The following is a 13154-nucleotide window of genomic DNA, read 5'->3' on the forward strand; positions in this document are numbered from 1 at the left end:
CTTGGAACGCAAATTCCCTTGATCTCCGCCGCCGCGCCGGGAACGATCAATCCCGTTCGAGATCGCGATCCGCGATCGATGACGAAGACCTCGTCAGCTCGACGCGGCAGGCACCGACGCCGTGGTCTGCGGCTTCGGCGACCATTTCGCATGCAGCTTGGCAAGCATCAGATAGATAATCGGCGTGGTATAGAGCGTCAGCACCTGCGACACGACAAGACCGCCGACGATGGTGATGCCGAGCGGGCGGCGCAGCTCCGCGCCGGGGCCGCTGGCGATGATCAACGGAATGGCGCCCATCAGCGCGGCCAGCGTCGTCATCAGGATCGGCCGGAAGCGCTTGAGGCACGCCTGATAGATGGCCTCCTCCGACGACAGGCCGAGCGTGCGCTCGCCCTGCAGCGCGAAATCCACCATCATGATACCGTTCTTCTTGACGATGCCGATCAGCAGGATGATGCCGATGAAGGCGATGATCGTCAGCTCCGTGCCGCTGATGACGAGCGCGAGCAGCGCTCCGAGACCAGCCGACGGCAGCGTCGAGATGATCGTCAGCGGATGCGCCAGGCTCTCATAGAGAATGCCGAGAACGATGTAGACCGTCAGCAGCGCCGCCAGAAGCAGCAAGGGCTGGCTGCCGGACGATTGGGTGACGCTCGCCGCATCGCCGGCGAAATCCGCATGCAGCGTATCAGGCAGATGCATTTCCAGCACCGCCTGCTGAATGGCGTCGTTCGCCGCCTGCAGGGGCGTATTGAGCGCCAGATTGTAGGAAATGGTGACGGACGGATATTGGCCCTGGTGATTGACCACCAGCGGCGCCAGCGTCCGATCGATCGACGCGACGGCACTCAGCGGAACCTGCGTGCCGCCGGAGGCCGGCACATAGAGCTTGGAAATATCGCTGGGATCGAGAGCGTAGGTCGGATCCGCCTCCAGCACGACGCGATACTGGTTACGCTGCGTGTAGATCGTCGAGATCTGCCGCTGGGCGAAGGCGTTGTTCAGGGCCGCATCGATGGATTGAATGCTGACACCGAGCTGCGAGGCCATGCTCCGGTCGATGTTGACGGTCGCCTGCAGGCCGTTCGGCTGCCTGTCGGTCGCGACATCGGTCAACTCGTGCAGGGCCTGCAGTCGCAGCAGCACCTTTGGCGCCCATTCCACCAGCTCGTCGTAATTCGCGCTCCAGACCGTGAACTGATATTGCGATTGCGACTGGCGCGCACCGGCGCGGATATCGCCGGGCGAAAACAGGAAGGTACTGAGGCCCGGAACGGCCATCAGCTGCTTGCGAAGCCGGTCTATGACCTCGGCCGTCGGCGCACGCTCGGACTCCGGCTTCAGCGAAATATAGAGCTGGCCGCGATTGACGGAGCTGGAAAAACCGCCGCCGCCGACGGAGGAGCCGAGGCCGGAAACCGCCGGATCCTTCGAGGCGATATCCGCCGCCTGTTGTTGCAGCTTGACCATGGCCGGATAGGAGATGTCGGTCGCCGCCTGCGTCCCGCCCTGGATGAACCCTGTGTCGTCCTGCGGAATGAAGCCCTTCGGCACCTTGACGTAGAGGTAGCCCGACATCACCACGCAGCCGATGATGACGAGTACGGAGAGCACCCGATGGTGCAGCACCGCTTTCAGCGTACGGCCATAAAAGCCGATGATCGCGCCCAACGTGCCCTCGACAAGGCGGCCGAACGGCCCGGGCCGGGCATCGATATCGTGCTGACGCAGCCGATGCCCGCAGATCATCGGTGTCAGCGTCAGCGACACCAGTGTCGAAACGACGATAGTGAAACCAAGCGTCAGCGAGAAGGTCTGAAAGAAGCGGCCGACGATGCCGCCCATGAAGAAGAGCGGTATGAAGGCTGCAAGCAGGGAGAGGCTGATCGAAATGACCGTGAAACCGATCTGCTTCGCCCCTTCGAGCGCCGCCCGCATCGGCTTCATGCCGGTTTCCAGATTGGCATAGATGTTTTCGATCATGACGATGGCGTCGTCGACCACGAAGCCGACGGATACGGCCAGCGCCATGAGCGAGAGATTGTCGATCGACAGTCCGAAGAGCCACATCGCCGCGAAGGTTCCGGCAAGCGACAGCGGCACGGTGACGCCGGCCGCAAAGGTCGGCGTCGCGCGCCGCAGGAAGACGAAGACCACCGCCATGACGAGGCAGATGGTGGCAAGCAGCGTCCACTGCATGTCGTTGACGCTGGCGTGGATCGTCGTCGTGCGGTCGGAAAGGATGGAAACCTTGACACCGGTGGGAATGAGCCGCTGCAGCTCGGGGATCAGCTGCTTGACGCCATCGACGGTGGCGATGACGTTCGCATCGGCCTGCTTGGTGATATTCAGCAGCACGGCCGGCTTGCCGTCATACCAGGCGTCGGAGCGGCTGTTGCGCACACCCGGCTCGACCGTGGCGATATCGGCAAGGCGAACGGCCGTGCCGTCTCCGCTCTGCACGATGATCTTTCCGTAGTCTTCCGGGGTCCGCAATTGCCCGTTCATGGCAATGGAGAACGCACCGCCGGCTCCGTCGATGGAGCCGAACGGACCGAGCACGTTGGCGTTGACGATCGCGGTGCGGACGGTATCGAGCGAGAGCCCCATGGCCGAAAGCCGGTCGGGATCGAGCCTGACGCGCACCGCCGGCTGGTCGGCGCCGCTGACGGTGACGCCGCCGACGCCGTCCACCTGCGAAATGCGCTGCACGACCACTGTGTCGGCCGCATCATAGATGGCGCTCGGTGAGACGTTGTCCGACGTCAACGCCAGGATCAGCACAGGCGCCGCCGCCGGATTGATCTTGCGGAAGGACGGTAGCGTCGGCAGATCGCCCGGCAGGTCGGTCGCCGCCGCGTTCAAAGCCGCCTGCACGTCCTGGGCGGCACCATCGACGCTGCGCGAGAGGTCGAACTGGATGATGATGGTGCTCGACCCAAGCGAGCTTACCGACGTCAATTGCGTGACGCCGGCAATGGTGCCGAGATGCCGCTCGAGAGGTGCGGCCACGCTTGCCGCCATGCTGGCGGGATCCGCGCCGGGACGGCTGGACGAAACGACGATCGTCGGCAGGTCCACGGTCGGCAGGCTTGCGACGGGCAGGAAACGATAGGCGACGATGCCGAGGATCATCAACCCGATCGCCAGAAGCGTCGTCCCGACAGGGCGTTTGACGAACGGCTCCGAGATGTTCATGTCCCGCCACCCGCCAGTTCGTTCATTTCGGCGCTCGGCGTACCCGTGGTGCGGCCGACGACCTTGGCGCGCAGGCGCTCGAAGGCGAGATAGATCACCGGCGTCGTATAGAGCGTCAGCAGCTGCGAAAGCACGAGGCCGCCGATGATGGTGATGCCGAGCGGAATGCGCAGCTCCGCGCCCGTGCCCTGGGCGAGCGCCAGCGGCAAGGCCCCGAAGAGCGCCGCGAGCGTCGTCATCATGATCGGCCGGAAACGCAGGATCGAAGCCTTGAGAATGGCTTCGCGTGGCTCGAGGCCCTCCTTGCGCTCCGCCTCCAGCGCGAAGTCGATCATCATGATCGCGTTCTTCTTGACGATGCCCATCAGCAGCACGATGCCGATCAGCGCGATGATGGACAGATCCTGACCGAACAGCATCAGCGCCAGCAGGGCCCCGACACCGGCCGACGGCAGCGTCGAAAGGATGGTCACGGGATGAACGGCGCTCTCGTAAAGCAGGCCGAGCACGATGTAGATCGTCACCACGGCCGCCAGGATCAGCCAGGGCTCGCCCGCCAGCGACGAGGCAAATTCCTCGGCGTCGCCGGAATATTTGCGCTGGATGTTGTCGGGCATGCCGATGTCCTGCTCCGCCGCCTTGATTTCGCTCACGGCATCGCTGAGCGACGCGCCCTTGGCAAGATCGAAGCTGAGCGTCACCGCCGGGAACTGCTCGTCATGGCTGATGACCAGCGGCGCGGTCGTGAAGCTGGCCGACGTGAAGGCGTTGAGCGGCACCTGCGTATCGCTGGCGCCGGCAACATAGAGCTTGTCCAGCGACTTCGGGTCCGACTGATATTGCGGCGCCGCCTCCAGGATGACGCGATACTGGTTGGCCTGGCCATAGATCGTCGCGATCTGGCGCTGGCCGAAGGCGTCGTTCAGCGTATCGCTGACGGCCTGCATCGACACGCCGAGCCGCGAGGCGGTTTCGCGGTCGACGTTGACGAAGATGCGGCCGCCGCCCATTTCGACCTCGGAGGAGACGTCCATGAGTTTCGGGCTCTGCTGCAGCCGCTGCACCAGCTTCGCGGCCCAATCGACCACCGTCGCCGTATCCGTCCCGGTCAGCGTGTACTGGTAGGGTGCGCGGCTTGCCCGGGTGCTGATCGAGATATCGCGCACGCTCTGGAAAGTAACGTGAATGCCCGGCAGGCCGGTGACCTCAGCGCGCATCCGGTCGATGATCTGATCGGCGGAAACGTTGCGCTCGCTTCGGGGCTTCAGCACGAGGCTGAGGTTGCCGGTGTTCAGCGTCAGATTGCTGGCGCTGGTACCGATGACCGAAACCACGCCGCTGACATCCGGATCCTTGCGCAGCCGATCGGCCACGGTCGCCTGCACCTGCTTCATCGTTTCGAAGGAAGTCGTCGGTTCGGCCTCGATCACCGCCGTAATCAGGCCCGTGTCTTGCGCCGGCAGGAAGCCCTTGGGAATGACGACATAGAGCGCAATCGTCGCGGCAAGCGTGACGACGGTGACCACGAGCATCAGGCCGCTGCGATCCACCGCCCAGACGAGGCTGCGGCGATAGCCTTCGATCAGCCGTTCCGTCAGGCGGTCGGCGCCGGCCAGGAACCCGCCTTCGCGATCCTTCGGCTTGCGCAGGATGCGCGCGCACATCATCGGCGTGAGCGTCAGCGAAACAAGAGCGGACACCACCACGGCGATGGTGAGCGTCAGCGCGAATTCGCGGAACATGCGCCCGACGATCCCGGTCATGAACAGCAGCGGAATGAACACCGCAACCAGCGAGACGGTGAGCGAAATGATGGTGAAGCCGATCTCGCCGGCGCCCTTCAGCGCCGCCTGCATCGGGTTTTCGCCCTCTTCGATATGGCGGGCGATGTTCTCGATCATGACGATGGCGTCGTCGACGACGAAGCCGGTGCCGATCGTCAGGGCCATGAGCGAGAGATTGTCGAGGCTGAAGCCGGCGAACCACATCACGCCGAAGGTCGCGATCAGCGACAGCGGCAGCGCGACGCCGGCAATGAAGGTCGCCGTCATCGTCCGCAGGAACAAGAGGACGACGAGGATGACGAGGCCGATGCTGATGACCAGCGTCCATTGCACGTCATGGATCGAGGCGCGGATGGTCTCCGTGCGGTCGTTGACGATATCGAGGGAAACGCCGGCGGGCATGGCCTGCTTCAGCTTCGGGATCTGCTTCAGCACATTTTCGACCGTCTGGATGACGTTGGCGCCCGGCTGGCGCATGATGTCGAGAATGACGGCGGGCTGCCCCTGATACCACGCGCCGACGCGGTTGTTCTCCAGCCCTTCGACGACTGTCGCCACGTCCTTCAATTGCACCGGCGCACTGTTGCGATAGGCGACGATGACGGATTTATAGACGTTAGGATCGACGATCTGGTCGTTGGCGGCAAGCGTGAAGCTCTGCTGGGTGCCGTCAAGCGCGCCCTTGGCGCCGGCAACGCTGGCATTGGTGATGGCGGTGCGGATATCCTCGAGCGCGAGGCCATAGGAGGCAAGGCGCGGCAGGTCTACCTGAATGCGGATGGCGGGCTTGACCCCGCCCTGGATGTTGACGTCGCCGACGCCGGACACTTCGCTCAGGCGCTGCGCCATCATCGTGTCGGCGAAATCGCTGAGTTCGCGGATAGAATAGCTGTCGGAGCGTAGAGCGAGCGTCACGATCGGCGTATCGGCCGGGTTCACCTTCGAATAGGTCGGCGGATAGGGAAGCGTGCGCGGCAAGGTCGAGCCGGCCGCGTTGATCGCCGCCTGCACGTCCTGCGCAGCGCCGTCGATATCGCGGCCGAGATCGAACTGCAGCGTGATCTGGCTGATGCCGAAAGCGCTCGACGAGGTCATCGAGGCGAGCGACGGGATCTGGCCGAGGGGGCGCTCCAGCGGCGCCGTCACCAGGGCCGCCATCGTGTCGGGGTCGGCGCCGGGAAGCTGCGTGGTCACCTGGATCGTCGGGAAATCCACCTGCGGCAGCGGCGCGACCGGCAGAAAGAGAAAGCCGAGAATACCGCCCAACAGGACAGCAACCCCGAGAAGCGAGGTGGCGATGGGACGGCCGATGAAGAGCGACGAGACGTTCATTGCTGCTGCGTCGGAGCTGCGGTGGAGTTGCCGGATGCGGAGCCGCCGCTCGTATCTGCCCCCTGCTCGGTGCCGGCGGCATGCTGGCCGCGATGGCCGCCGTTTCCACCCTGACCGTTATGCCGGCGATGGGGACGCTCGCTCGCATTCGCGCTGCCCGAACCGCCATCCTGCGGGTCGTTTTCCGCGATGGGCTGGCCTTGATCGTCCGTCGTCGGCGCATTCGGCGCGGCCTGATCCGGATTGCCCGAGATCTGCACCTTCGATCCGTCCTGAAGCCGCGCAAAGCCTGTCGTCACCACCTTGTCGCCCGGAGATATGCCATCGGCGATGACGGCGAGCGTATCGTCCTGCTGGCGCACCTTCACCGACTTCATCGCAACGGTCTGAGCTTGATTGATGACATAGACGAAGGTGCCGTTCGGTCCGCGCTGCACGGCGGCACTCGGGATGACGGTGACGCCCTTCAGCGTCTCCACGAGCAGACGCGCATTAACGAAGGCGCCGGGCCACAATGCCAGCTTGTCGTTCGGAAAATTCGCCTTCAGCCGCACGGTGCCGGTGGTCGGATCGACCTGGTTGTCGACCACGCCCAGCGCGCCGTTGTCGATCACCGTCTGGCCATCGCTTCCCATGGCCTGAACGGAGAGCGTTCCGGCGGCACTGGCCGCATTGACGCGGGCGAGCTGCTGCTGCGGAATGGAGAACAGGACGGAGATCGGCTTGATCTGCGACAGCGTCACGATGCCTGTCGCATCCGACGAGCTGACGAGGTTGCCGACGTCGACGTTGCGGATGCCCGTGCGCCCGTCGATGGGCGCCTTGATCGTCGTGTAGTCGAGGGTCGCCTGCGCGCTTTCGATGGCCGCCACGTCGACCTGGATCTGCGCCGTATATTGCGCGACGAGCGACATCTGGGTATCGACCTGCTGCTGCGTGCCGGAAGCGCTCTTCACCATGAGCTGGAAGCGGGCAAGGTCACGCTGGGCGCCGGCAAGCAGGGCTTCATCCTGCGCCTTCTTGGCGACCGCCTGGTCACGCTGCGCCTTGTAGACTCCATCGTCGATGCGGGCGATGACATCGCCCTTCCTGATGTCCTGGCCTTCCTCGAAATCGATTTCGACGATCTTGCCGCTGACCTGCGCGCGCACGGTGACGGTGTTGAGCGCCTTCACCGACCCGACGCCATCGATATAGACGGGGACATCCGCCGTCATCGCGTCGGCGGCCAATACGGGAACGGGACCGCTGAACTGCGACATGCTGCGCCGCCGTCCGCCGCCGCCACCCTGGCCCTGGCCCTGGCCGCCACGGCGCTCGCCCTGGGCTTGCTCGCCGGGTGCGGTTGCGCTCTGATAACCGAGCAGCTTCTCCGCCGGCCCAAGCCAACGATCACGGGTCGCATAGGCGCCGTATCCCACAGCGCCGATCACCGCCAACCACACTACGACCCGAAATGTCCGAGCCATCCATACACCTTCCTTCAAAGCCTTCGGCGATCCACGATCCGCCGCTATTCATTGCGCGACTCTAGCTTGCATCGCACTGCTTAGGAATTTGGTATGGCCATTAAATTTTGTCCATTTTAGCGCCACTTAGCGTAACAAACTGTAACATTGGACGAAAAACCAGGGTTGTGGTTGCAAGGCTTGATGCTTCTGCGCGCACCAGCCGTTGCGGCGCTCAAAGCACACCCCAGCCGCGATAGCGGCCACGGCCCGTCATTTCGCGCAGGCCGAGTTCGGCCACCAGATTGAGCGCGCCCCTGGAGGTGACGCCGACATGCCGCGCGATCATTTTGGCCGAGACGATCGGCCGCGACAGCACGATGTCGATGACCTCCGGCAGGCTGCTGTTCGACCGCCGGTCCTTGAGCCGCAGCTCCATCTGCAGCCTGGCGAGCGAAAGGCGATCCAGCTCCTTCAGGCCCGAATCGGCCGAGAGCGCCATGGCCTCCAGAAAAGCCGCAAGACGCGTCGTGCGGTCCGGCGCGCGCCGCCGGTCATGCCGCACGGCTTTCAGCCCGACATTCAGGCAGAAAAGATGCGAGGTCACCTTGCCCCGGCTGCGCAGATAGGCGCTGGCCAGCAGGCCGCCGAGCCAGTGCTGTCGCCGCAGCGGCTCGATCCGCTCCCAGGCGTCGAAAAGCACCGCCGCACCGAGAACCGGCGGCAGCAGATCCGCCTCGCGGATGATGGCACGCCAGCTTTCCAGCCGCACATCCTCATCCCAATCCTCGTCGCGGATCAGGGCAAGAGGGTCATCGGCATCGACGGACACCGGTCGAGGTTCCGGGACGCCACCGTTGAGGATCTTGTCGGATCGGGCGAGGATGGCGTCGATCTCGGCGAAATCGACACCGAAACTGTCTTCCTCGTCCTCCTCCTCTTCGGGCTCCATGGTCCGGGCCGGTGTCGGGCGCGGCAGGATCGCGTCTTCAGCCTCGCCCACGTCGCCGCGCAATACGGCAAGGCCGGCAGCCTCGAGCCCCCAGGAAGGATCGGCGGTCCAAAGGCGTCGCCGGCTCCGCAGCACGGCATGGGCTATGGTCAGCTCATGCGTGGGCGTGCGCGTATCCATGCGCGCATCGTGCAACACGAGATCCTCCACATGCACCAGTTCGCCGCTGACCCAGAGCGCACCGGCGGCATCGAAAAAATGTCCGCGCTCGCGAAAACCATCCGCCACCGCATGCCGCTGGACACGCTCGTCCAGCCGCGCCAGCATGTCTTCCGCCCTGACTACGGCGGGCAGAAGCGTGGCAAGCGGAAGCGTGGTCAGATCATATCGCATTGGAATCACATCATTGCATCGATCTTACGGAACTTATCATCGCCCTTCGCGGCGAGATAGGAAGGGGCATCTGTGAACTGTGGATGGCAATCACTATTTTCCGCTTGACCTTCCAGTGACAGGAAGGTTCATAAAGCAATCCGATACCCCCCACCGGGGCAAAGGAGTTCGATATGGCATTGCACGACGAGCAGGATCACAGCCATCACGGCCACGGTCATCACCACCATCACGACACCCAGACGCAGGATGCGGTGATCCGCGATCCCGTCTGCGGCATGACCGTCGATCCCAACGCCGGAAAGCCATCGCTGGACTATCAGGGCCGCAGCTTTCACTTCTGCAGCAACGGCTGCCATGCGAAATTCGAAGCTGCGCCGGAAAATTATCTTTCCGCCAAGGATCCGGTCTGCGGCATGAGCGTGGATCGCGCCACGGCGCGTCATTTTCTGAAACATGAGGGCGAGAAATTCTATTTCTGCTCCGCCGGCTGCAAGGCGAAGTTCGAAGCGGACCCTTCGGCCTATCTCGATGGCAACCGGCCGGCCACCAAGCCAGTGCCGAAGGGCACGCTCTATACCTGCCCGATGCATCCCGCAGTCGTCAGCGACCATCCCGGCGATTGCCCGAAATGCGGCATGGCGCTGGAACCCATGGGCGTGCCGGCCGCCGACGAAGGCCCGAATCCGGAGCTTGTCGATTTCACCCGCCGGCTGTGGATCAGCGCCGCCTTGTCGCTGCCGCTGCTTGTCATCAGCATGGGCCCGATGATCGGCCTGCCCATGCGCGACTGGATCGGCGAACCCTTCGCCACATGGGTCGAACTCATCCTCGCGACGCCGGTCGTGCTCTGGGCAGCCCTGCCCTTCTTCCGCCGCGCCTGGAACTCGCTCGTCAACCGCAGCCCCAACATGTGGACGCTGATCGGCCTCGGCGTCGGCGCCGCCTATCTCTATAGCCTCGTTGCCACGCTTGCCCCCGGCCTGTTTCCCATGAGTTTCCGCGGCCATGGCGAAAGCGTGCCGGTCTATTTCGAAGCCGCTTCGGTCATCATCGCGCTGGTCTTCGTCGGCCAGGTCCTGGAATTGAAGGCGCGCGAACGCACCGGCTCGGCCATCCGCGCGCTTCTCGACCTTGCCCCCAAGACGGCGCGCCGCATTGGCGCCGACGGCGGCGAGACCGATGTGCCCGTCGACGAAATCCAGGCCGGCGACCGGCTGCGCGTACGCCCCGGCGAGCGCGTTCCGGTTGATGGCTCCGTCGTCGAAGGGCAATCCACCATCGATGAATCGATGATAACGGGCGAGCCCCTGCCGGTCGAAAAGGCCAGCGGCGATACCTTGACCGGCGGCACGATCAACAAGAACGGCACGCTCGTCATGCAGGCCGAAAAGGTCGGCGCCGACACGACGCTGTCGCGCATCGTCGAGCTTGTCGCCAAGGCGCAGCGCTCGCGCGCGCCGATCCAGACGATGGTCGACCGTGTCTCCGCCGTCTTCGTGCCTGCCGTGGTCGCGGCCGCGATCGTCGCCTTCGCCGTCTGGGCCTTCGTCGGGCCGGAGCCGCGCCTTGCGCATGCGCTGCTCGCCGCCGTCGCGGTGCTGATCATCGCCTGCCCCTGCGCGCTCGGGCTGGCGACGCCCATGTCGATCATGATCGCCACGGGCCGCGGCGCACAGGAAGGCGTGCTGGTGCGCGACGCCGAGGCGCTGGAACGCTTCGCGAAGGTGGATACGCTGATCGTCGACAAGACCGGCACCCTGACCGAAGGCAAGCCGAACCTCACGGACGTCGTCACGACGACGGGCATCGAGGAGACGCACCTTCTATCGCTCGCAGCCAGCCTGGAACGCGGCTCCGAACATCCGCTCGCCGAAGCGATCGTTGCCGGTGCCGAGGAACGCGGCGCAAGCTTCATCGACGTTTCCGGCTTCTCGGCGATCACGGGCAAGGGTGTCGAAGGCCGCGCCGGCGAAACCGCGATCGCCCTCGGCAATGCCGCGATGATGGCTGATCTTGCGGTCGCGACCGATGCCTTGAAGGCCGAGACCGAGCGCCTGCGCGGCGAAGGCAAGACCGTGATGTTCGTCGCCATCGACAACAAGCTCGCCGGCCTTGTCGCCGTCGCCGACCGGATCAAGCCGACCACCGCGGCCGCGATCAAGGCGCTGCACGAGAGCGGCCTGACGATCGTCATGGCGACCGGCGACAATGGCAAAACCGCCGCTGCGGTCGCCAGGCAGCTCGGCATCGACGAGGTGCGCGCCGACATGCTGCCCGAGGGCAAGAAGGCGCTGATCGACGAGCTGCAGGCCAAGGGCCATGTCGTCGCCATGGCCGGCGATGGTGTCAACGATGCGCCGGCGCTCGCCGCCGCCGATGTCGGCATCGCCATGGGAACCGGCGCTGACGTCGCCATGGAAAGCGCCGGCATTACGCTGGTGAAGGGCGATCTCAACGGTATCGTCAGGGCACGCCGCCTGTCGGAAGCGACGATCCGCAACATCAAGCAGAACCTTGCCTTCGCCTTCGGCTATAATGCGCTCGGCGTGCCGCTGGCCGCAGGCGTGCTCTATCCGGTCTTCGGCCTGCTGCTGTCGCCGATGATCGCGGCCGCGGCGATGAGCCTGTCCTCGGTCTCGGTCATCGCCAACGCCCTGCGGCTGCGGATCGCGAAATAGGGAGAAGAAGATGAACATCGGCGAAGCATCCGGCCGCTCCGGCCTGCCGGCCAAGACGATCCGCTACTACGAGGATATCGGACTGATCCGACCCGACCGCAGCGACAACGGCTACCGCGACTACGGCGCCGACGACGTGCACAAGCTGCGCTTTCTCCACCGCTCGCGAAGCCTCGGCTTCTCGGTGGAGGAGTGTCGGCAGCTGCTGGCGCTCTATGAAGACAAGAGCCGCGCCAGCGCCGACGTCAAGGACATCGCCGCCACGAAACTCATCGAAATCGACCGCAAGATCCGTGAACTGACGGAACTGCGCCACACGCTGGAACATCTCGTCCACGCCTGCCACGGCAACGAGCGGCCGGACTGTCCGATCTTGGAGGAGTTGTCGGAGGGGTGAGAATGGACGGCGGTTTGGATGGCTGCATTCCTACCGCTACTGCGGTGCTCGATACCCCCACCCCAGCCTCTCCCGCCGGTGGTAAGAAAGCGCTTCAGCTGCCTATCCTGCGACCTTCGCGGAATTCGGTGAGAGTGCCACCTGTCAGGATCGCGGCATTTGTAGCAGCTTTGCGCCAATTGCAGCCGCCAGAATAAGCTTGCATAAATGGTAACCTAAGATCCATTTCGGACCTTCAAAGTGGCACCCGGAGCACTTGAACACAGCCACTGACTGGTCGCAATCAAAGGATCACTAGGCGGAAGACAAAGAATAATATGGCGAAATATTGGAAATGCGCCGTTGTCGTCGTTCTGATAGTTGGAATACCGTGGGTAGGGTGCCAGCTATACATCAGGGACCATCACCTCAGTTTTGTTCCAGAAGCATTAAATGTTTCAAATGTTCTATATGTTACGGAGCAGTCGTGGGGCTTCGGCCCAGGCGGAAATGAGACAGGGCTATTGGTCTTCCAATTGCCTGCCTCAGCTGCTGCGCAACTGAAGGCTCGTGGGATAGACTACCTGGAAAAATTGCCGCGAAACATTCGGGAGGGGTGGCACGGAAGGTACACCGATTGGCACGAAACGCCATTGATGATCGATGACGATTGGGGTTCGGCGTCTTATGAAGGCCACAAGTATTGGACCTCCCCCGGTATTGGCGACTACCTTAACAAGTATGGGTTCTCTATTCCCTTGGAGAAGACGTGGGAGGACATGATCAACCGCGCCTTATTTACGCCGGGAAGCTATTACGCCTATGGGCGAATTGGCCTGATCATCATAGTTCCCAACGAGTTGCGCGTAATATATGCCTATAACGGGTGAGCGATTTGCAGTGCCTTTGGGCGGCAAAGCTGTTATATTTATTGCCACTCCATCTCAGACATGCGCGGTCCATTCTGTAATGACCAGTTTGGGCCGA

Annotated in this window: 7 protein-coding genes; 3 read left to right on the top strand and 4 right to left on the bottom strand. The window is 63.7% G+C overall.

Annotated features, from left to right (window positions below; all coding sequences use genetic code 11):
- Window positions 1–93: 93 nt before the first annotated feature.
- The 4 genes from ACQZ6J_RS15155 to ACQZ6J_RS15170 all read right to left on the bottom strand — a co-directional run bounded on the left by ACQZ6J_RS15155 (window position 94) and on the right by ACQZ6J_RS15170 (window position 9110).
- Entirely contained in the window at window positions 94–3201 is a 3108-nt protein-coding gene (locus ACQZ6J_RS15155) for an efflux RND transporter permease subunit (protein ID WP_449084650.1), read from the bottom strand.
- A complete protein-coding gene (locus tag ACQZ6J_RS15160; RefSeq protein WP_449084651.1) occupies window positions 3198–6317 on the bottom strand; it encodes an efflux RND transporter permease subunit in 3120 nt (1039 codons plus the stop codon). Before ACQZ6J_RS15160 ends, ACQZ6J_RS15155 begins: the two co-directional genes overlap by 4 nt.
- Entirely contained in the window at window positions 6314–7786 is a 1473-nt protein-coding gene (locus ACQZ6J_RS15165) for an efflux RND transporter periplasmic adaptor subunit (RefSeq protein WP_449084652.1), read from the bottom strand. The genes ACQZ6J_RS15160 and ACQZ6J_RS15165 overlap by 4 nt, the downstream gene beginning before the upstream one ends.
- Window positions 7787–8000: 214 nt before the next feature.
- Complete coding sequence (locus ACQZ6J_RS15170) at window positions 8001–9110, bottom strand: RHE_PE00001 family protein (RefSeq protein WP_449084653.1); 1110 nt, start codon at window positions 9108–9110, stop codon at window positions 8001–8003.
- A 173-nt stretch (window positions 9111–9283) separates the two neighbouring features.
- On the opposite strand from ACQZ6J_RS15170, the gene ACQZ6J_RS15175 reads away from it, so the two are divergent.
- From ACQZ6J_RS15175 to ACQZ6J_RS15185, 3 genes are all read left to right on the top strand, one after another.
- Window positions 9284–11791, top strand: coding sequence for a heavy metal translocating P-type ATPase (locus ACQZ6J_RS15175; RefSeq protein ID WP_449084654.1), 2508 nt, complete (start codon window positions 9284–9286; stop codon window positions 11789–11791).
- Between the two features lie 10 nt (window positions 11792–11801).
- Window positions 11802–12188: a Cu(I)-responsive transcriptional regulator gene (gene cueR, locus ACQZ6J_RS15180; RefSeq protein WP_449084655.1), complete on the top strand. Its 387-nt coding sequence runs from the start codon at window positions 11802–11804 to the stop codon at window positions 12186–12188.
- Window positions 12189–12823: 635 nt separating this feature from the next.
- Entirely contained in the window at window positions 12824–13057 is a 234-nt protein-coding gene (locus ACQZ6J_RS15185) for a hypothetical protein (protein WP_449084656.1), read from the top strand.
- Window positions 13058–13154: the final 97 nt, after the last annotated feature.

The organism is Rhizobium sp. A37_96, assembly GCF_053521765.1.

Coding starts and splice junctions, on each gene's coding strand:
- ACQZ6J_RS15155 (WP_449084650.1), bottom strand. CDS start 3,201: ATGAACATCTCGGAGCCGTTCGTCAAACGCCCTGTCGGGACGACGCTT.
- ACQZ6J_RS15160 (WP_449084651.1), bottom strand. CDS start 6,317: ATGAACGTCTCGTCGCTCTTCATCGGCCGTCCCATCGCCACCTCGCTT.
- ACQZ6J_RS15165 (WP_449084652.1), bottom strand. CDS start 7,786: ATGGCTCGGACATTTCGGGTCGTAGTGTGGTTGGCGGTGATCGGCGCT.
- ACQZ6J_RS15170 (WP_449084653.1), bottom strand. CDS start 9,110: ATGCGATATGATCTGACCACGCTTCCGCTTGCCACGCTTCTGCCCGCC.
- ACQZ6J_RS15175 (WP_449084654.1), top strand. CDS start 9,284: ATGGCATTGCACGACGAGCAGGATCACAGCCATCACGGCCACGGTCAT.
- cueR (WP_449084655.1), top strand. CDS start 11,802: ATGAACATCGGCGAAGCATCCGGCCGCTCCGGCCTGCCGGCCAAGACG.
- ACQZ6J_RS15185 (WP_449084656.1), top strand. CDS start 12,824: ATGATCGATGACGATTGGGGTTCGGCGTCTTATGAAGGCCACAAGTAT.